General features: G+C 71.5%; 19 protein-coding genes. 11 read left to right on the top strand and 8 right to left on the bottom strand.

Annotated elements, in window-relative coordinates:
• Window positions 1-10 precede the first annotated feature (10 nt).
• The 8 genes from ACIBO1_RS22320 to ACIBO1_RS22285 all read left to right on the top strand — a co-directional run bounded on the left by ACIBO1_RS22320 (window position 11) and on the right by ACIBO1_RS22285 (window position 5,242).
• On the top strand, window positions 11-910 hold the full coding sequence (locus ACIBO1_RS22320; protein ID WP_396749517.1) for a MerR family transcriptional regulator: 900 nt from the start codon (window positions 11-13) through the stop codon (window positions 908-910).
• A 506-nt stretch (window positions 911-1,416) separates the two neighbouring features.
• Window positions 1,417-1,809, top strand: coding sequence for a hypothetical protein (locus ACIBO1_RS22315; protein ID WP_396749515.1), 393 nt, complete (start codon window positions 1,417-1,419; stop codon window positions 1,807-1,809).
• A 306-nt stretch (window positions 1,810-2,115) separates the two neighbouring features.
• Window positions 2,116-2,544 carry an ArsR/SmtB family transcription factor gene (locus tag ACIBO1_RS22310; protein ID WP_396749512.1) on the top strand — a complete coding sequence of 143 codons (429 nt, stop codon included), beginning with the start codon at window positions 2,116-2,118 and terminating at the stop codon, window positions 2,542-2,544.
• The gene (locus tag ACIBO1_RS22305; protein WP_396749510.1) at window positions 2,525-3,169 is read left to right on the top strand and encodes an SRPBCC domain-containing protein; all 645 of its coding nucleotides are present in this window, start codon (window positions 2,525-2,527) and stop codon (window positions 3,167-3,169) included. The genes ACIBO1_RS22310 and ACIBO1_RS22305 overlap by 20 nt, the downstream gene beginning before the upstream one ends.
• Before the next feature lie 37 nt (window positions 3,170-3,206).
• Window positions 3,207-3,698: an SRPBCC family protein gene (locus ACIBO1_RS22300; protein WP_396749507.1), complete on the top strand. Its 492-nt coding sequence runs from the start codon at window positions 3,207-3,209 to the stop codon at window positions 3,696-3,698.
• 92 nt (window positions 3,699-3,790) lie between these two features.
• Window positions 3,791-4,363: a GrpB family protein gene (locus ACIBO1_RS22295; protein ID WP_396749505.1), complete on the top strand. Its 573-nt coding sequence runs from the start codon at window positions 3,791-3,793 to the stop codon at window positions 4,361-4,363.
• Window positions 4,364-4,393: 30 nt separating this feature from the next.
• On the top strand, window positions 4,394-4,762 hold the full coding sequence (locus tag ACIBO1_RS22290) for a cupin domain-containing protein (RefSeq protein WP_396749502.1): 369 nt from the start codon (window positions 4,394-4,396) through the stop codon (window positions 4,760-4,762).
• A 39-nt stretch (window positions 4,763-4,801) separates the two neighbouring features.
• On the top strand, window positions 4,802-5,242 hold the full coding sequence (locus ACIBO1_RS22285; protein WP_396749500.1) for a hypothetical protein: 441 nt from the start codon (window positions 4,802-4,804) through the stop codon (window positions 5,240-5,242).
• 31 nt (window positions 5,243-5,273) lie between these two features.
• Here ACIBO1_RS22285 and ACIBO1_RS22280 read toward each other — a convergent pair whose 3' ends face one another.
• The 7 genes from ACIBO1_RS22280 to ACIBO1_RS22250 all read right to left on the bottom strand — a co-directional run bounded on the left by ACIBO1_RS22280 (window position 5,274) and on the right by ACIBO1_RS22250 (window position 11,128).
• Window positions 5,274-6,410 carry a winged helix DNA-binding domain-containing protein gene (locus ACIBO1_RS22280; RefSeq protein ID WP_396749498.1) on the bottom strand — a complete coding sequence of 379 codons (1,137 nt, stop codon included), beginning with the start codon at window positions 6,408-6,410 and terminating at the stop codon, window positions 5,274-5,276.
• A 73-nt stretch (window positions 6,411-6,483) separates the two neighbouring features.
• Entirely contained in the window at window positions 6,484-7,074 is a 591-nt protein-coding gene (locus ACIBO1_RS22275) for an HAD family hydrolase (RefSeq protein WP_396749737.1), read from the bottom strand.
• A gap of 45 nt (window positions 7,075-7,119) precedes the next feature.
• The gene (locus tag ACIBO1_RS22270) at window positions 7,120-7,608 is read right to left on the bottom strand and encodes a GNAT family N-acetyltransferase (RefSeq protein WP_396749495.1); all 489 of its coding nucleotides are present in this window, start codon (window positions 7,606-7,608) and stop codon (window positions 7,120-7,122) included.
• Between the two features lie 49 nt (window positions 7,609-7,657).
• Window positions 7,658-8,278 (bottom strand): response regulator, encoded by a 621-nt coding sequence (locus ACIBO1_RS22265; protein WP_396749493.1) that lies wholly within the window; start codon window positions 8,276-8,278, stop codon window positions 7,658-7,660.
• Complete coding sequence (locus tag ACIBO1_RS22260; protein WP_396749491.1) at window positions 8,275-9,465, bottom strand: sensor histidine kinase; 1,191 nt, start codon at window positions 9,463-9,465, stop codon at window positions 8,275-8,277. The genes ACIBO1_RS22265 and ACIBO1_RS22260 overlap by 4 nt, the downstream gene beginning before the upstream one ends.
• The gene (locus ACIBO1_RS22255) at window positions 9,462-10,295 is read right to left on the bottom strand and encodes an ABC transporter permease (protein WP_396749489.1); all 834 of its coding nucleotides are present in this window, start codon (window positions 10,293-10,295) and stop codon (window positions 9,462-9,464) included. The genes ACIBO1_RS22260 and ACIBO1_RS22255 overlap by 4 nt, the downstream gene beginning before the upstream one ends.
• Window positions 10,292-11,128 (bottom strand): ABC transporter ATP-binding protein, encoded by an 837-nt coding sequence (locus ACIBO1_RS22250; RefSeq protein ID WP_396749487.1) that lies wholly within the window; start codon window positions 11,126-11,128, stop codon window positions 10,292-10,294. The genes ACIBO1_RS22255 and ACIBO1_RS22250 overlap by 4 nt, the downstream gene beginning before the upstream one ends.
• 182 nt (window positions 11,129-11,310) lie before the next feature.
• Between ACIBO1_RS22250 and wrbA the strand changes: the two genes are divergently transcribed.
• Window positions 11,311-11,928 (top strand): NAD(P)H:quinone oxidoreductase, encoded by a 618-nt coding sequence (gene wrbA, locus ACIBO1_RS22245; RefSeq protein WP_396749485.1) that lies wholly within the window; start codon window positions 11,311-11,313, stop codon window positions 11,926-11,928.
• Window positions 11,929-12,011: 83 nt separating this feature from the next.
• Here the strand turns inward: wrbA and ACIBO1_RS22240 are convergent, their stop codons facing one another.
• A complete protein-coding gene (locus ACIBO1_RS22240) occupies window positions 12,012-13,925 on the bottom strand; it encodes an anthranilate synthase family protein (protein ID WP_396749483.1) in 1,914 nt (637 codons plus the stop codon).
• A gap of 253 nt (window positions 13,926-14,178) precedes the next feature.
• On the opposite strand from ACIBO1_RS22240, the gene ACIBO1_RS22235 reads away from it, so the two are divergent.
• Together ACIBO1_RS22235 and ACIBO1_RS22230 are read left to right on the top strand one after the other, a co-directional pair.
• Entirely contained in the window at window positions 14,179-15,564 is a 1,386-nt protein-coding gene (locus ACIBO1_RS22235) for an FGGY family carbohydrate kinase (RefSeq protein WP_396749481.1), read from the top strand.
• A gap of 123 nt (window positions 15,565-15,687) precedes the next feature.
• Entirely contained in the window at window positions 15,688-18,189 is a 2,502-nt protein-coding gene (locus tag ACIBO1_RS22230) for a nitrate- and nitrite sensing domain-containing protein (RefSeq protein WP_396749478.1), read from the top strand.
• Window positions 18,190-18,194: the final 5 nt, after the last annotated feature.

Genomic DNA, 18,194 nt, shown 5'->3' with positions numbered 1-18,194 from the left:
ACGAAAGGCCATGTCTGCGATGTACCCCTCTCTCACGCCTCCCCGGCAGGTCAAGATCGGTGATGCCGCTGCGTTCGCCGGGACCACCCCACGCGCCATCCGCCACTACCACGAGATCGGTCTGCTGCCCGAGCCCGAGCGCGGCGGGGACGGCCGCCGCCGCTACGGCTATGACGACATGACCCGCCTGCTCTGGATCCGCAAGATGGCTGATGCCGGTATCAGCCTGGACGACATGCGGGCCGCCTTCGGCGAAGCCCGGGACGAAGTTGGAGACGAAGCCGGGGACCACGCCCCGGATATCGAGTCGGTCCTGGGCAGGCTGGAGGAGAACTTGGCGGCGCAGGAGGCCGTCATCAAACGTCGGCGCGTGGCTGTCCAGCGCCTGCAGGCGGTGGGCAGCCCGCTGGGGCTGCTCTCCGAGCTGGTCGCGGACCGGCTCAGCCACCTACCCCCGGGCGCGTTGCGCCCTTCCGATCTGGACTCCCTGCTGGTCACAGAACGGATCTTCGGGCCGCTGGGCGCGGCCATCCAGGCCGGCACGTTCATCGTGCTGGCGACCCACCCCGACCTGCGGGCCGAGGAGGACCGTCTGGAGGCGGCCGAGGCCGCCCTCGACGACGGCGTCGAACCCGACGACCCGCGCGTCGAAGAGCTCGCCGTACAGCGATGCGCTCACCTGATGGCCCTGAATCAGGCCATCGAGGCGGCTGGTCTCGACGTGGCCGAGGAGAAGATCTTCGAGACCTACGACGCCGACCTGACAGGGGAGGAGGGCACGGAGATGAGTGCCGCGACGGCGATCACCAAGATGCCTTACGACTTTTCTCCTGCCCGGATGCGCTGCGTGGAACTCGCCGGACGGCTCTTCGGCGAGGCCCTCGCCGATACGCACTCCGCGGACAGCTGATCGCCTGTGCCTGGCACTGACGTGGCCCGACAACCGGTCGCGTTGATCCGCATGTGACCGACCGGGTCAGACGTCGAGCCTGGGCCGTAAACAGGAGTGACATCACAACTGGCCGTACGTGCGGATTCCGAACTGGCCGCAGGCGATGCAGCGGCTGCTGCGCACGGCGATGTGGGACTCCGACGCCGTCCGCGATGACATGCGTGAGTGGCTGAACGGCTGCTGACGCTGGAGTCGACCGAGCCGATCGCGTTCCGTCGCCAGAATCACGGCGATTACGGGGCTGACCCCCCGCCGGGAACGGAGAGGCGTTCGCGGCGGAGCCGGTGCGCACATCACCTGGGGTGGCGAACCGGACGGCAGACCGGGGGTCGTTCGACGATTCTCGTTGTGGAACGTGTTCGACAGTGAAGACAATGGATGGGAGTCATCGCTGTTGAGTGTGTCGCCGCCGGCGAACCGACCTGCGCCTCCCGACGGCGAAGACGTCGAACCTGGCGCGGCCGATGTCCTCCCGGTACGAGGAGTGGTTCCCCGAGATGCTGACGTACTCGTTGCACATTCTGATCATCGCCGTTCCGGTGTTCATCAACGGGATCGTGGTGCACGAGTCGCGCTGGTCGGCCGTCTTCATTGTGACCGTGCTCGGGCCCCCGGCCCTCTTCGTCACCAGCATCAGGCCCTGGGCGAGGTTCAGCGACGCACTTCCGCCGTACCCCCAGATGGTCGTGGCGCTCTCGTCGACCGGGCTTCTCGGGTACGTGGCCTACCGGTCCGGAGTGTCGACCATCCTGATCTGCGCGGCGGCGTTCTACCTCGGCCTGTTTCTCGCCGTGTATCCGGTGTACCTGGTGCTCCGTGCGTGGCGAAACCGCACGGGCGAATTCGACCACCTGTGAAAACTGCGTCAGCCACACCGATCACCCGACGCGTCCGGAAAGTCGGCCAGCTCTCTCACTGCTGTCTCCACCGCCAGGTCCACGCCGCGCGCGGGACCGTCGTACTGCTCTCCGGCATCGTCCTGAGTACGCGGACGGATGCGCCATTCGGCGTCACCGCGTCCGGGCCCGGCGGTGCCGTGAAGTACGAGGACGCCTTGCCGCGTACACGTGGAGTCCCCGGCCGTGTTCCTCCCCCGGATGTCCGTGGGCGCTTAGGATGCCTGCGCTGGCTTATATAAGTGAAAGCCGGTATGGTTCGTGGTCGTGCACGCCTTCGACATCCTCGGCGACCCGGTACGCAGGCGCATCCTGGAGCTGCTCGCCGACGGTGAGCAGACCTCCGGCGCGGTGACGGAGGTGATCCGGGCCGAGTTCGGGCTCTCCCAGCCGGGTGTCTCACAGCATCTGCGCGTGTTGCGGGAGAGCGGGTTCGCGTCGGTACGAGCTGTGGGCGCTCGACGGTTCTACGCCGTCGAGCCGGCACCGCTGAGCGAAGTTGACGCGTGGTTGGACCGGTTTCGCCGGTTGTGGGAGCAGCGGCTCGACGCGCTGGAGACCGAGCTGGCCCGTGGCCGGCGGGCAGCTCGGAACTCGGCTGGCGGGCAGACCTCCCGGCGGGCCGAGTCCGGCACCGGTGCGGACAGGGCAAACTCAGCAGCGAGAGGAACGGAACATGAAAGACGTACTGGATGAGCTGGCCGCCGCGCGGCGGGCCATGGGCAAGGGCAGCCTGCCCGCAGGTGAGGCGTACACCATCGAGCTCCGACGGCGGTACGCGGCGCAGGTCGACGACGTCTGGGACGCCATCACCAACCCCGAGCGGCTGCACCGCTGGTTGAAGCCGGTCACCGGGGATCTGCGGCTCGGCGGGAAGTACGAGTTCGACGGTGGTGAGCACGGCGAGATCCTGCGGTGCGAGCCGCCGCGTCTGCTCACGGTGTCCTGGCTCTACGGGCCGGACGCGGACGCCTGGCCCGGTACGAGTGAGGTGGAAGTGCGCCTGGCCCCGGGCCCGGCCGGCGACACCGAGTTCGAGCTGATCCACGCAGCGGTCGTCGAGGAGCCCCTCTTCCCGACCTACGGCCCCGGTGCCGGCGGCGTTGGTTGGGACCTGGCCCTGCTCGCCCTCGCCCGGCTGTTGTCCGGTGGCGAAGCCGCCGACCACGAGGCGGTCCAGAAGTCGCCCGAAGGGCGCGAGTTCATCCGTCGCAGCGCCGCGGCCTGGGGCGAGGCCCACCTGGCCGCCGGTGGTGAACCGGAGCACGTCACGGCCGCAGTGCAGGCCACCACGAAGTTCTACGCACCCGACCCGACATGACGGGGCTGACTGGTCCCACCTCTAGGAAGACTGTGCGATGAAATACACCAACACGATCGAGATCGCCCTGCCGCGCGAGCGCGTGGCCCAACTGCTCGCCGACCCGGCGCATCTGCCGAAGTGGCTGCGGGGCATGGTGCTGCACGAGCCGGTGGAGGGGGTACACGGGCAGCTCGGCACCACGTCGCGGGTCGTGATGCAGTCGGGGAAGCGGAAGATGGAGTGCACCGAGACGATCACCCGCCGGGATCCGGCGGACCTGCACGGAATCCCGACGGACAGCGTCGTCCACTTCGACCGCGAGCTCGTCGCCCCGGGCATGTGGAGCGCCGTGCGCGATCGGCTGACCGAAGTCGATCCGGAGACGACGCTCTGGGAGAGCGAGAGTGAGTACCGGTTCAGTGGCCTGCTGATGCGGCTGGTGGGGCGGCTGATGCCCGGCGCCTTTCACAAACAGTCGCAGCAGCACATGCAGGACTTCAAGGCGTTCGCCGAACAGGGGAAGGATGTGCGCGAAGGCGGGAGCTGACCTGTCGCGGTGACCGGACTGTCGCGCAGATCAGGCCGGTGCCGGGGTGGGATCCGCTGGATGACGTCGATGCGGCGACCTACCCTGTGCGGATGACGGCGGATCGGGACGCTGACGACGTGTCCGGGCGGCGAGATCGGATCACGATCGTTGCCTACGACCCACGCTGGCCGGCCAGTTTCGACCATCAGCGGAACCGGATCGAGGCGGCGCTCGGGAACGGTCTGGTCGGTCGCGTCGAGCATGTGGGTAGTACCGCAGTCCCCGGACTCGCCGCCAAGCCGATCATCGACATGCTCGCTCTGGTCTCCGACTACGACCAGACCGCCGGCCTCGTGACAGCACTCGGTGACATCGGCTGGGTCCACGCCCCCGAGCCGGGCGATCACGAGCGCCGCAAGTGGTCGTTCTGCTATCCCGACGTGGTATGGCGTACCCACCACCTCCACATCTGGGAGGTCGGGTCGCCGGACTGGCGCCGCCTCCTACCGTTCCGCGATTACCTCCGACGCCACCCGGACCTCGCCGCCGAGTACGCCCGTCTCAAAGCGGAACTCGCCGCCGTGGACGACAGTGACCGCCCCCGGTACAGGTCCGGTAAGGCGCCATTCATCCAGGACATCCTTCGACGCGCTGTTCCCGGACGAGCGGGCGCTGGCAGCTGATTCCGAATTACCCATGTCAGGATGGTCAGCGTGGCGCATGAGGCTGTCGACATCGCTGACAAGTTGTCCCGTTTCTCCGAGCACTGGTCACCGAAGGTGGTGGCGCGGCTCAACGACTACGAGGTCAAGGTCGTCAAGGTACGCGGGGAGTTCGTCTGGCACACCCACGAGGACACCGACGAGCTGTTTCTCGTGGTGAGCGGGGAACTGACCATCCAGCTGCGCGACGGTGACGTGCTCCTGCGTCCGGGGCAGCTGTTCGTCGTGCCTCGTGGCGTCGAGCACTGCCCGGTCGCCGACGGGGAGGTGCACGCGATCCTGATCGAGCCGACCGGTGTGGTGAACACCGGCGATGCCGGCGGTACGCTGACTGCCGCCTACGACGACTCGTTGCTCTGACCGTCGAGTCCTTGGCGTGGTGTGGCTAGCATCCCGAAGGTGACTCAGGACAAGGGTGTCAGCAGGCTCGCCGGCTTCGACGGCGTGATGCTCCTCGCGACGATGCTCATACTCTTCGGGTACCTGCTCCCGTGGTTCCGGCAGTCGCCACGGCACCTGTGGTGGTACTCCGGTTGGGAGTACGCCAGCCTGAGCAGCGGTGGGGGGTGGACGCTCTGGACGTTCGCCTTTCTGCTGGTGGCGGTCGTGACCAGTTTCTGGGCCCGGACCGTCGTCGAGGCGGCGATGGCCGCGTTGGCTGCCGGGATCGGCACCCTGGTAATGGTCTTGGCGGTGGTGGCGGCCAGCTTCGGGAACATCGGGCGAGGCGGCAACCTGAACTCCGTCGCGGAACTGCCCTTCGGGTTGGGGCTGCCGCTGATGGCCGTCGGCCTGGGCCTGCTGATCGCCACGGCCTGCCGAGACATCGCCCGCGCTTGACACTCCGAGGGCATTTCGCCTGCCCGGGCCGTTAGTCGGGCCAGGTCACGCGGGGTGGGAGGGCGAGGAAGTCGGCGTAGCGGTGCAGGGCCTGCTCGACCTGTGTGCGCTGTGCCGGGTCGAGCGGGACCAGCGGCTTCACGGCGAAGGTGACCCGGGTCTTGGCCAGGGTGCGTTTCCAGGTGCCGACGACCCGGCCGCCGATCACGACGGTGGCCTGGAAGACGCCGTTGCCGCCGGGGATGATGGCCTGTTTGTGCGCGGGATCGAGCATCAGTGCGCGGTCCTTGAAGCCGAGCAGGTACTCGTCGAACCCGGGCAGGGTCAGCACGTCGGGCGTGGGTGTGCGGGGTGCGTCGAGCAGGGCGGGCGGCAGGACCGCTTCGGTGCCGTCGACCTGGACGGTGGTCAGGTCGTCCCCGGCGGCGGCGATGGCGCGTTTCGCGTCGGCGGCGGTCAGGCCGCTCCAGCCGGCGAAGTCCTGCCGGGTGGTGGGGCCGTGGCTGCGGAAGTAGCGCACGGCGAGGGTGGCCAGCGCCTCGTCCCGGTCGGGTCGGTGCTGGCCGGGCGCCCACTCGTCGAGCAGTGCGAAGGTCTGCTCGGTGCCGATGTTGGGGGCGATGCAGGTGACGCCACGCTGGCTGGCATACCAGAGCAGGTGGTAGCCGCGCTGACCGGCGCCGTCGATGCCGGCGGCGACCAGGGCGGCCACGCAGTCGGTGCGGGTCAGCCGACCGCCGTCGGCCAGGGCGGTGCCGAGCACGTCGGCGGCGCGGTCCGCCTCGGCCTCGCTCAGGCCGAGGAACTCGCGGCGCGCTGCCGCGCCGGCCAGCGCCCGTATGCCGGTCAGCTCCAGCATCCAGCGCGCGTCGCGGGCGGGGACGAGGTGGATGGTGCCGCGCATCGGCCAGGTCCGCAGGGCCTCCCGGCGTTCCAGCGCGGCGTGCACGTCGGTCTGGGTGGCGCCGGGTAACCGTACGCCCAGCGACCACAGGCCGCTGTTGATCTCCTGAGCCTGCATGGCGCCAAACCACTCGACGACCTCGGCCACGGTGTGCGGTGTGGTGGCGGGGGTGGGGCTCAGCAGCAGGCTGGTCATCCGCAGGGCGAGCGCTTCGGGGCCGGTCAGCGCCGGAGACCCGGTCAGCGTCGTGCCGGTAGGTGCCACTACATCGCCCTCCGTCGTCGGTCGAGCGCAGCATAGGCCCGGACACCGACAGACGGGCGCGGTTTCCGGTGGGTCAGTCGCCCAGGCGGGGCTGGGGCACGCGTACCGCTGCCATGCCGGCGGCGACGGCGGCCTCGATGCCCAGGTCGGCGTCCTCGAAGACCAGGCAGGCGTGCGGCGGTACGCCGAGCAGCTCGGCGGCGCGCAGGAACGGCTCCGGGTCGGGCTTGGGGCGGGTGTAGTCGCCGGCACAGACCAGCACGTCGAACCGGTCGAGGATGCCGAGCGCGCCGAGGGAGGCGGTGACGGCTTCCCGGGTGCTGCCGGAGACCACCGCGAAGGGGATGCGTCCGTGCGCGTCCTCGATGTGGTGCAGCACCTCGGGGATGCCGGCGGCGGTGGGCAGCAGCCGCTGGTAGTGCTCCTCGCGGCGGGCGACGACGGTCTCCACCGGCATGTCGAGGCCCTGCTGCTGGTTGAGGGCGGCGACGATGTCGAGCGTGGGGCGGCCGGCCCAGGCGTAGAACAGCTCCTCGGGGAAGGCGCACTCCCACTCGTCGAGCGCCTGCCGCCAGGCGGTGTAGTGCTGGGGCATGGAGTCGACGATGGTGCCGTCGCAGTCGAACAGGTAGGCCTGGAAGTCGCCGGTGGGCAGGGGCAGCATCACCGGCCCAGGTTATCCGGCGTGGCCGTGGGCCCTCCGGGCGGCTCAGAGGCGTTGGTACATGACGAGCAGGTCGACGTGGCCCTGGGTGGGGTGGCGGAAGCCGTCGGGGATGCGGCCGACCACGTCGAAGCCGAGTGATCGCCACAGCGCCACGGCGCGGGTGTTGGTGGCGACCACGGCGTTGAACTGCATCGCGTGGTAGCCGTCGGTGCGGGCCAGGTCCAGCACGTACGCGCCGAGGGCCCGGCCGATCCCACGACCGGCGGCGGCCGGGGCGACCATGAAGCTGGCGTTGGCCACGTGGTCACCGGGGCCGAGCTGGTTGGGGGTCATCTTCGCCGAGGCGAGCACGGTGCCGTCGTCGTCGACGGCGACGACGGTGCGCCCGGGTGGGGGGACCAGCCACATGTCGCGGGCGCGGGTCTCGTCGACGTCGCGGGGCCAGGTGTAGGTGTCCCCGGCGGAGACGATCTCGCGCAGGAAGGGCCAGATGCCGGGCCAGTCCCCGGCGGTCGCGGTCCTGATCTGCATGCTCGCGAGCATGCCAGCCAGGTTGCCGGGCCGGTCGTCGGGGGCGGTGTCAGAGCAGACCGGCGGCCATGGCGGTGGTGACGGCGGCGGTGCGGTCGGAGACGTCGAGTTTGTTGAAGGTCCGCAGCAGGTGGGTCTTCACGGTCGCCTCGCCGATGTGCAGTTCCCGGCCGATCTCGGCGTTGGACAGCCCTCGGGCGACCAGCCGCAGCACCTGCACCTCCCGCGGTGACAGGGTGTCGCGGGCGGTGGGATGGCGTACCTGGTGCAGCAGTCGGGTGGCCACCGAGGGGGCCAGGACGGTGCCGCCGCGGGCGGCGGTGCGGATCGCGGTGATCAGGTCGGCGCGGGAGGTGTCCTTGAGTAGGTAGCCGGCGGCGCCGGCCTCGACGGCCCGCAGGATGTCGGTGTCGGTCTCGTAGGTGGTCAGCACCACCACCCGGGTCTGCGGCCGGTCGGTGAGGATCCGGCCGGTGGCGGTGGCGCCGTCGTCGCCGGGCAGCCGCAGGTCCATCAGGACCACGTCCGGGTGGTGGGCGCGGACGGCCGCGAGTGCCTCGGCGGCGTCGGCGGCCTCGCCGACGACGGTGATGTCGTCGGTGCCGGCGAGCATGCCGGCGACTCCGGCGCGGACCACCGGGTGGTCGTCCACCAGCAGCACGGTGATCATTGGTACGGCACCTCCACCCGGATCGTGGTCCCCTCGCCGGGGGCCGAGCGTACGACGACAGCGCCGTCGACCTGCTCTACCCGGGTGCGCAGCCCGGTCAGTCCGTAGCCGCCGTCGCCGTCCGGGTACGCCCCGGCGGGGTCGAACCCGACGCCGTCGTCGCCGATCTCCAGGGTGACCCGGTCCTCGTCGCCGTGCAGCAGGACGGCCACGGCGGTGGCGTCGGCATGCCGTCGGACATTGGTCAGCGCCTCCTGGGCGGCGCGCAGCAGCACCACCTCCACGGCGGTGCCCGGCGTCCGGCCGGTGGTCAGGTCGGCGGTGCAGGTGACCGGTACCCCGGTCTCCCGGGTGAATCGGTCGGCCAGCCGGTGCAGCGCCTGTTCCAGCGGGGAGCCGTCGATCTGCGTCGGGGTGAGCGCGGCGATCAGGGTGCGGACGTCGAGCAGGTTCTCCCGGGCGGTCTGCCGGGCCAGGTCCAGATGGCGGCGGGCCTGGTCCGGGTCGCGGCCCAGGTCGGCGTCGGCGGCCTGGACCAGCATCACCACGCTGGACAGGCCCTGGGCCACGGTGTCGTGGATGTCGGCGGCGAGTCGCTGTCGTTCGGCGGCCACACCGGCGCGGTGCGACACCTCGGCCAGCTCGGCCCGGGTCTGTTCCAGTTGGGCGATCAGCTCGGCGCGTCGGCCGCTCTCGGCGACGGTGTGTTGGGCCCAGACGCCCAGCACGCTGACCACGAGGACGGTCATCAGGGCGATCAGCAGCGGGGGAACTACGTCGCCCAGGTCCGGCAGCCGGACGGCCAGGACGATCACGTGCACCGAGTTGAGCAGCAGCACCGCGCCGACTGCTGGTATGGCGGGCAGCACCATGAACATCTGTGGGTTGAGCACGAACAGCAGGAACGAGGCGGTGCCGCTGAGCAGGACCGCCGGCACGTAGAGCAGGACCACTCCGGCGAGGTAGAGGTAGCTGCGCCAGTCTTCGACGGAGTCGCGCATGAGCCTGCGGCCGACGCCGAGGTACCAGCCGGTCAGGGCTCCGAACAGCGCGAGGCAGCCGAGGCGGGCGGCGGGCGTACGGCTGCCGTCGGCGGCCACGGCCACGGCGACGCCGACGGTGGCCAGGGCGAAGTAGCCGTCCCAGAGCCGGAAGCGTGCGCTCCACGTGTCGGTCGGTGGGGTCATCGGTTGCGTCGACCTCGCCAGCGGAAGGTGGTCAGGCACAGCACCATTCCTCCGATGCACCAGGCGGCGAGCACGAGCGCGATCCGGCCGTGCTCCCAGGAGGGTACGACCTCCTGGGGGAGGATGGTGTCGGGCAGGAACACCGAGCGGAAGCCCTGGGCCATCCATTTGAGCGGGAACAGCGAGCCGATCGTGACCAGCGGTTCGGGCAGTTGCCCGACGGGGGTGTAGAAGACGCCGGAGATGAAGGCGAGCACGAGGTAGGGCAGGTTCATCACGGCTCCGGCGCTGCGTGCCGAGCGGGCCAGGCTGCTGGCGGCGATGCCGACTAGGGCGCAGGCGGTGGCGCCGAGCAGGAACACCCAGCCGAAGGTGAGCCAGCGTCCGGGGTCGGTGGGCAGCTTCAGGTCGAAGGCGAGCACCGCGATGGCCAGCAGCAGGATCGTCTCGCCGATGCTGACCACCAGGGCCATCAGGGTCTTGCCGACGATGTACGCCGAGGGTGGCATCGGGACGCCGCGTAGTCGGCGCAGGGTGCCGTCGTCGCGGTCGGCGGCGATGCCGGTGCCCAGGTTGACGAAGGTGGTGGAGGCGATGCCGGCGGCGATCATGCTCGGGGCGAGGTACTGGGCCGAGGTGACGTCGCTGCCCTCGTAGACGCCGTCGAAGATCGCGCCGAGCAGGGCGAGGATGACCGCAGGCATGGCGAAGGTGAACACCACGGCGTCGCGTTCCCGGAAGAAGCACCGCAGTTCGATGCCGGCGCGGTGCAGCCCGAGCCGCAGTGCGGTGGGGCGGCGGCTGGCAGCGCGGTGGGCGGTGGCGGTCACGGGGTCGCTCCGATCAGGTCGAGGTAGACGTCTTCGAGGCTGGGGCGGCTGACGGTCAGCCCGGGCACGGTGCCGCCGTAGCGGCGGGTCAGGTCGGCGACGAGGGCGGCGGGGTCGTCGGTCTCCTGCCGGCCGTCGGCCCACCGGACGACGGTGCGGGCGGTGGCGCGTCCGCCGAGGGTGGCGGGGGTGCCGTCGGCGACGATCCGGCCGCCGACGATGACCGCGACGCGGTCGGCCAGTGCCTCGGCCTCGTCGAGGTAGTGGGTGCTGAACAGGATGGTGGTGTCCTCGCCGGCGAGTCGGCGGATCAGCGTCCAGAACTGGCGGCGGGCCTGCGGGTCGAAGCCGGTGGTCGGTTCGTCGAGGAAGAGCAGCCGGGGGCGGCCGACCACGCCGAGGGCCACGTCCAGGCGGCGGCGTTGGCCGCCGGAGAGGGTACGGACCCGGGCGGTGGCCTTGTCGGTGAGACCGACCAGCTTGACGACTTCGGCGGGGTCGCGGGGTGTGGGGTAGTAGCGGGCGAAGTGGCGGACCGCCTCGGCGACGGTCAGTTCGGTCAGGTCGTCGCTGTCCTGGGCGACGACGCCGAGGCCGGCGCGCCAGTCGAGGTCGATGTGGGCCGGGTCGCGGCCGAGCACCTGCACGTCACCGGCGTCGCGGTCGCGGTGGCCCTGCAGGATGTCGATGGTGGTGGTCTTGCCGGCGCCGTTGGGTCCGAGCAGGGCCACCACCTCGCCGGTGGCGACGTCCAGGTCGACGCCGGCCACGGCGATGGTGCCGCCGTAGGTCTTGCGCAGTCCGCGGACGCGGATGGCGGGGGTGTCGGTCATGTCCTGATCGTCGGTCGGCGCGGGGGTGCGCCGGGACGACCGGTGGACGGAACCGTGGTGTCCGTCGACCGGTGGACAGGGCGTCGACGGCGGGATCGGTCGAGTCCGACGAATGTTTGTCGACGCAAGCATCGGGTAGTCGCGGAAGCTTACCGACGATCACGGCAGGAAGGACGTAGGCGATGGCGGCACAGGTCAAGGTGGCGGTGATCTACTACAGCGCGACCGGCATCACGTACCAGATGGCGCAGTCGGCCCGGGAGGCCGCCGAGCAGGCCGGTGCGGAGGTCCGGTTGCGCAAGGTGCGCGAGTTGGCCCCGGACGAGGCGATCCGGTCGAACTCGGGCTGGGAGGCGCACCGGCTGGAGACCCAGGACGTCGAGGAGGCGCAGCCGGACGACCTGAGCTGGGCCGATGTGGTGATCTTCGGTTCGCCGACCCGGTACGGTCTGATCGCCGCGCAGCTCAAGCAGTTCATCGACACCACCGGGCCGCTGTGGGCGCAGGGCGCGTTGGCCAACAAGGTGTACTCGGCGTTCACCTCGACGGCGACGCACCACGGTGGGCAGGAGTCGACGCTGCTGTCGCTGTTCCACGTCTTCTATCACTGGGGCGGGATCGTGGTCGCCCCCGGCTACACCGAGCCGAGCCAGTTCGTCTCCGGCAACCCGTACGGCGCGTCGCACACCAGCAACAACGGGGAGACCGCGCCGGATCACGTGGCGTTGGAAGCGACGGCGTTGACGGCCAAGCGGGCGGTGCACATCGGTGCGGCGCTCAAGCAGGGCCTGGACGGCTGACCCAGGGACCGGCGGTCCGGGCGGGGGCTCTCATACCCGCCCGGACCGTCGGCCGTGAACACCGCTACCCCGGATCGGGCCGGCTATGCCTGCCCGGTGGTGGACAACTCGCCGGCCGGTGCCGGTAGCAGCTCCGCCAGCAGGTCGGCCAGCACCGCGACCCCGTCCGGGCTGAGTACCGATTCGGGATGGAACTGCACCCCGGCGAAGCCCCGGCCGCGTAGCGCGTGCACCGCGCCGTCGACCTCGTCTCGGGCCACCTCGACCGGGCCGTACGGGCTGTCGAGGCGGTCGGTGTCGGCGTGGGCGGTGAAGGTGGCGTAGAAGCCGACCCGGCGGGGCGTGCCGGCGAGCATGACGGTGCGTTGCAGCCCCTGGTAGGGCGCGTCGCGGCGGATGACGGGCAGCCCGAGCAGGCCGGCGAGCAACTGGTGGCCGAGGCAGACCGCCAGGGTCGGGTGCCCGGCGTCGAGCAGCTCGGTGAGCAGGTCACGCAGCCGCTGCATCTTCGTGCTGTCGCCGGTGGGGTCGCCGGGTCCGGGGCCCACGACGACCAGGTCGTCGGCGCGGACCGGGCCGGTGGCGTGCCACGGTCGGACGGTCACCGTCAGGCCGAGGGCACCGAGCTGGTGGGCGAGCATGCCGGTGAAGGTGTCCTCGCCGTCGACGACGAGGGCCCGGCGGCCGGCCAGGGCGGGCAGGGCCAGGGCACCCGTCGGCCGCTGGTCGAGCCAGAAGCGGGCCAGCGGGGCGTTGCGGGCGGCCAGCGCGGCGCGTACCTCCGGGTCGTCGGCCAGACGGCGGGGTGGCTGCGGTCCGGCCTGCGGTGCCTGTGGTCCGAGGCCGAGGGCGGCCAGCACCCCGGCGGCCTTGGCGTGGGTCTCGGCGACCTCGGCGGCGGGCGTGGAGTGCCGGACCAGGGTCGCTCCGACCGGTACCCGCAGCTCACCGGTGGGGGAGAGTTCGGCGGTGCGGATCAGGATCGGTGCGTCGAGGGTCTGTTGACCGTTGTCGTCGTGCCCGAGCAGCGCGAGCACTCCGGCGTAGTAGCGGCGGCCGGTGCGTTCGTGGCGGGCGATGACCCGGCAGGCGTTCTCCATCGGGCTGCCGGTCACCGTGGGGGCGAACATCGTCTCCCGCAGCACCTCGCGGACGTCCCGGCTGCCGTGCCCCGCCAGCAGGTACTCGGTGTGCGCCAGGTGCGACATCTCCTTGAGGTACGGCCCGACCACCTGACCGCCGTGTTCGGCCACCGTGGCCATCATCTTCAGTTCCTCGTCGAGGACCATGTACAGCTCCTCGGTCTCCTTGGTGTCGGCGAGGAAGCGCAGCAGGGCGGCCCGGTCGGCGGTGGCGCCGGTGTGTCGGAAGGTGCCGCTGATCGGGTTCATCATGACCAGCCCGTCGTCGACGCTGACGTGCCGTTCCGGGCTGGCACCGACCAGCGTGCGGGTGCCCGTGTGCACCACGAACGTCCAGTACGCGCCGCGTTCGCGGTGCAGCAGCGACCGGAGGGCGGCCAGCGCGGCGGTCAGTGGCGCACCCTGGACCTGGGCGTGCAGGGTGCGGTGGATGACGAAGTTGGCGCCCTCGCCGCGTCCGATCTCCTCGGTCAGCACCCGGGCGACGACGGCGGCGTAGGCGTCGTCGGTGACGTCGAAGGCGGCGCCGGTGGTGCGGACCGGGCCCTCGGGTAACGCGTCGAGGGCGTCGGCCAGCGGTACCCGGACGTGCCGCCCGATCCGCAGGTACTCCAGCGGCACGTCGTCGTCCACGCAGGCGAAGCCGCGTTCGGTGATCTGCCGGAACGGCACCAGCGCCAGCGTGGCCGGGCCGGGAACGCCGGTGGCCAGCGGCAGGTCGGCCAGCCGCGCGGCGGTGTCCACCGTGCCGGTGAACAGGTCGAGGTGGGGGGCGTCGTCGCGGCGTACCAGGGCGAACGGGCCCGGGTCGACGCCGTCGGCGAGCGCGGCGAGCAGGTCGGTCAGTGGGTTCATCGGTCTCTCCTGGCTCCGGGAGCCGCCGTTGCGGCGGCCCACGGGCCGGAAACCAGAACCGGCGGCCGCCTCGTCGGGCGGCCGCGTGGGTGACTACGCGTGCAGGGAGGCCGCCGGGTCGGCGGGCCACCAGCAGGACAGGCGCGTAGGCATGCGCACACCCTACGCGCGGTCCGGGAGGTGCGGAAGCCGTTCGGCGGACTGGCGTGGGCGGTGACGCCGGGCGGCGACGTCAGCGGGTACGTTGACCGCGATGAACATTCTCGCGCTGGACCTGGGAACCTCCTCGGTGCGGGGGCTCGTGATGGACGCCGACATCCGTCCCCTTCCGGGTGCGTTGGCGCGGCGTAAGACCGTGCTCACCGTCGACGGTGACGGTGCCGGCACCCTGGACCCTCGGCAGTACCTGGCCTGCCTGATCGAGTGCCTCGACGAGCTGCACGAACACGGTCACCTGCGCGAGGTGGACCTGATCGCGGTCAGCGCCCAATGGCACTCGGTGCTGCCGCTGGGCGTCGACGACGAACCACTCGGCCCGGTGCTCACCTGGCTGGACACCCGCCCCGAGCCGTCGCCGGCGCTGGGCGGGCCGGTCGACGCGGTCGACTACCACCAGCGCACCGGCACCTGGTGGCACCGCTGCTACTGGTCGGTGCGTCTGCCGTGGCTGCGTGAGCAGGCCGGCACCCGGGTGGGCCGCTTCACCGGCCTGGTCGAGTACGCGCTGGGACGGCTGCTCACCGACGCGCCGATGTCGATGTCGCAGGCTTCCGGCACCGGCCTGCTCGACCTGGGCACCCTGGACTGGGATCCCGAGGCGTGCACGCTGGCCGGCACCCGCGGCGAGGACCTGCCCGAGCTGGCCGGTCGGGACTGGCGGGGTCGGTTGCGCGGCGAGTACGCCCGCCGCTGGCCGGACCTGGCGCAGGCGTCCTGGACGGCCCCGGTCGGCGACGGCGCCGCCTCCAACGTCGGCTCCGGGTGCATCGACGACAGGCGGGCGGCGGTGACGGTCGGCACCTCCTCGGCGGTACGACTGTTGCAGCGGATGCCCGCACACGCTCCGCAGTCGCCGCTGCCGCAGCGGCTGTGGCGCTACCGCGTCGACCACGACCACGTCGTCACCGGGGCGGCGTACTCCTCGGGCGGGAACCTGTTCGCCTGGGCGGACCGGGTGCTGCGGCTGCCCACCGGCCCGGCGCTGGAGCAGGCCCTGGCGCTGCTGCCGCCCGGCGAGGGCGTACCGGTCAACGTCGGTTTCGGTGGCGACCGTCCCCCGGGTGACCGGAGTGCCGGCTCCGGTGAGCTGCGCGGACTGGGCTTCGGCACCACCTCCGTGCAGATTCTGGCCGGGCTGATGCACGGCGTGTGCGAGCAGGTCGTGGACGACCTGGTGCGGCTGGAGTCGATGGTCGGCCGGCCCACCGACGTGGTCCTCGGTGGCGGCGCGATGGCCGCCTCACCCTGGTGGCGCCGCACCTTCGCCCAGGTGCTCACTCCCCGACGGGTCGACTTCGGACGTCACCCGGAGATCGGGGCCACCGGCGCGGCGCTCGTGGCGACCGGCCGGATCACCGATGCCGTGGTGGTGGCCGACATCAGCCGGACGGATGATCAAGCTCCGGCGACCCCGGCATAGGGTGGCGACCGGCGGTCTCGTCCTGAACCCCTCGTAAGGGCAGGACGTTGACACTGCTCGGGGGCCTGGTTGGATGGACCGCGCTCCCCGAGGTCACGGCGGGCGCGTGGGGAGGAGGACCCTGTGGGTGCAGCACATCAGACGCCCGAGGTGTCAGCGCATCGCCGACGGCGGTTCGACGTTCGGGTGGTGCCCCACCGGCGTCGTTCCGCGTTCCGGTTGCGGGACTGGCGGATGCGGACCAAACTCGCCGCCGTGCTGGTCATCCCGTCGGTGGCGTTCCTGGTCATGGCCGGGGTGCAGACCCAGAGCCTGGTCGGGCGGGCGAGCACGCTCGGCGACTTCGCCGCGCAGGTCACCGTCGGTGAGGAGATCACCTACCTGGTGCACATGCTGCAGCAGGAACGCGACCGTACCGCCGGTGAGCTGCCCGTGCTGCGCGCCAGCGCCGACGAGGCCGGCCGCGCCGCGATGCTGGGCTCGTTGCAGCAGTACCGGGATGCCACCGACGACGCGATGCGGGCGCTGCGGGAGGTGGCCGAGCCGGTGGCCGAGGCCGACCCGGCCTGGCGCGACACCTACTCGGTGGCGTCGCAGGCGGTGCAGCAGGTCGAGTACATCCGCGGTGTCATGGCGACCGTGGTGCTCAGCGACGACACGATCCTCGGCAACTACCACCGGGCCATCGAGGGGCTGCTGACCCTGCTCGCCCAGCCGGCGCCGGGCAACGACCGCCCGGACCTGGCCGACGCGGTGCTGCGGTACGTGCAGTTCGCCCGGGCCAAGGACATGTCGGCGCGGGTCCGCGCGGAGGTGTACGCCGCCGCGCGCGACAGCGGCTACAGCGCCGACGGCGGGGCGCGGCTGGCCGAACTGCGGGCCCGCCAGCTGACCGCGCTGGGCGTGTTCCGGATCGCCGCCACCAACGGGCAGGTGGCACGCTACGACGAGATGACCGTGACCCCGCTCTTCGCCGCCACCAGCGAGCTGGAGGATCGGGCCATCGCCCAGATCGCGGCCGGTCGGTTGGTGCTGACCGGCGGGCAGTGGTGGGAGGCCAGCGACAACCGCCACGAGCTGCTGCGCCAGTACGAGGCCGAGGTGCTGGCCGAGGCGGTGCAACAGGCGCAGGCGGCCAGCAGCACCCAGCTACGTCAGACACTGCTGCTGATCGGTGCGATCATCACGGTGCTGCTGGTGGCGGTGCTGATCTCGGTGCTGGTCGGCCGGTCGTTGGCCCGGTCGATCCGGCTGCTGCGTTCGCAGGCGCTACGCATCGCCCAGGTCGAACTGCCCGAGGCGCTGTCCCGGCTACGGTCGGTCTCCGGTGGCGTACCGCCCATCGAGGTGTCCCCGGCGGTGGTCCGCTCGCTCGACGAGATCGGTGAGCTGGCCGAGGCGTTCGTCGCCGTGCACCGCAGCGCCGTCGGCGTGGCGGTCGAGCAGGCGAACATGCGACGCAACGTCAACGCGATGTTCGTCAACCTCGCCCGACGCAGTCAGGTGCTGGTCGAGCGGCAGCTGGAACTGCTCGACGACCTGGAGCGCGAGGAAGGCGACCCGGACCAGCTGGAGAACCTGTTCAAGCTGGACCACCTGGCCGCCCGCATGCGGCGTAACGACGAGAGCCTGCTGGTGCTGGCCGGTACCGAGTCGACCCGGCGGTGGAACCGGCCGATCGGGCTGGGCGCGGTGCTGCTGGCGGCCAGCGCGGAGATCGAGCAGTACCAGCGGGTACGGCACGAGGCCGTGGCGGACCTGTACGTGGTCGGGCACGCCGTCGGCGAACTGGTCCACCTGCTGGCCGAGCTGCTGGAGAACGCCACCGCCTTCTCCCGTCCCGACACCGTCGTGCAGGTCATGGCCCGGGTCGAGGGCCACGGCGCGGTCCTCGAGATCGCCGACCAGGGCATCGGCATGACCGAGACCGCGTTGGCCGAGGCCAACGCCGTCCTGGCCAGCCCACCGGCCGCCGACGTGGCGACGGTGGAGCGGATGGGTCTGTTCGTGGTCAGTCACCTGGCGGCCCGGCACGGCATCGAGGTGCGGCTGCACGGCGGTGTCGGTGGCCTGGTGGCCCGGATCCGACTGCCCGGCGCGCTGCTGGCCGCGGCACCGGCACCGAGCGTCGACCCGACGCCGGCGCCGCGGATCCCGGCCGGCATGACCGCCCACCAGGGCGGACGGCCCGGCCCGGTGGAGCTGCCGGTCGCCGGCCGTCGGCCGACCACCGTGCCCCGCCAGACCCATCCGGTACGTGCCGAGACCGTGCTCGCCCCGGCGGCGGCCGTCCCGGCCGGCGGCGGTGGCTGGTGGTCCCGGGAGGGACCGTCGGGGGCCGTGCCGACGACGGGGGTCGGGCAGCCGGCCCCGCCGACGGTGCCGGTGACCGCCGGCACCAATGCGCAGGGCCTGCCGATGAGGGTGCCGATGGCGCAACTGAGTTCGGTGAGCCAGCCGGCCCGCCCGGAGCAGCAGCGGCCGGTCCGGCACGACCCCGACCCGGAGGCGGTCGGCGGCATGTTGTCGAAGTTGTACAGCGGTGTGCGGCGGGCCGAGGCCGAGGAGACCATGCAGATTCCCGTGCAACCGTCCGGCGTATGGAATGAAGGGGGACCAAGGTGACCACC

It is taken from the genome of Micromonospora sp. NPDC049903, assembly GCF_044460945.1.
GTDB lineage: Bacteria > Actinomycetota > Actinomycetes > Mycobacteriales > Micromonosporaceae > Micromonospora.
Note: the sequence above shows the minus strand (reverse complement) of the source record. Positions and strands in the feature narration are given on the sequence as shown.

What these genes read in the sequence shown, in the direction of transcription:
- ACIBO1_RS22265 (WP_396749493.1), bottom strand. Translation starts at nt 8,278, where the DNA reads ATGATCACCGTGCTGCTGGTGGACGACCACCCGGTGGTCCGCGCCGGA.
- ACIBO1_RS22235 (WP_396749481.1), top strand. Translation starts at nt 14,179, where the DNA reads ATGAACATTCTCGCGCTGGACCTGGGAACCTCCTCGGTGCGGGGGCTC.
- ACIBO1_RS22250 (WP_396749487.1), bottom strand. Translation starts at nt 11,128, where the DNA reads ATGACCGACACCCCCGCCATCCGCGTCCGCGGACTGCGCAAGACCTAC.
- ACIBO1_RS22275 (WP_396749737.1), bottom strand. Translation starts at nt 7,074, where the DNA reads ATGCTGCCCCTGCCCACCGGCGACTTCCAGGCCTACCTGTTCGACTGC.
- ACIBO1_RS22320 (WP_396749517.1), top strand. Translation starts at nt 11, where the DNA reads ATGTCTGCGATGTACCCCTCTCTCACGCCTCCCCGGCAGGTCAAGATC.
- ACIBO1_RS22300 (WP_396749507.1), top strand. Translation starts at nt 3,207, where the DNA reads ATGAAATACACCAACACGATCGAGATCGCCCTGCCGCGCGAGCGCGTG.
- ACIBO1_RS22295 (WP_396749505.1), top strand. Translation starts at nt 3,791, where the DNA reads ATGACGGCGGATCGGGACGCTGACGACGTGTCCGGGCGGCGAGATCGG.
- ACIBO1_RS22305 (WP_396749510.1), top strand. Translation starts at nt 2,525, where the DNA reads ATGAAAGACGTACTGGATGAGCTGGCCGCCGCGCGGCGGGCCATGGGC.
- wrbA (WP_396749485.1), top strand. Translation starts at nt 11,311, where the DNA reads ATGGCGGCACAGGTCAAGGTGGCGGTGATCTACTACAGCGCGACCGGC.
- ACIBO1_RS22240 (WP_396749483.1), bottom strand. Translation starts at nt 13,925, where the DNA reads ATGAACCCACTGACCGACCTGCTCGCCGCGCTCGCCGACGGCGTCGAC.
- ACIBO1_RS22260 (WP_396749491.1), bottom strand. Translation starts at nt 9,465, where the DNA reads ATGACCCCACCGACCGACACGTGGAGCGCACGCTTCCGGCTCTGGGAC.
- ACIBO1_RS22270 (WP_396749495.1), bottom strand. Translation starts at nt 7,608, where the DNA reads ATGCAGATCAGGACCGCGACCGCCGGGGACTGGCCCGGCATCTGGCCC.
- ACIBO1_RS22315 (WP_396749515.1), top strand. Translation starts at nt 1,417, where the DNA reads ATGTCCTCCCGGTACGAGGAGTGGTTCCCCGAGATGCTGACGTACTCG.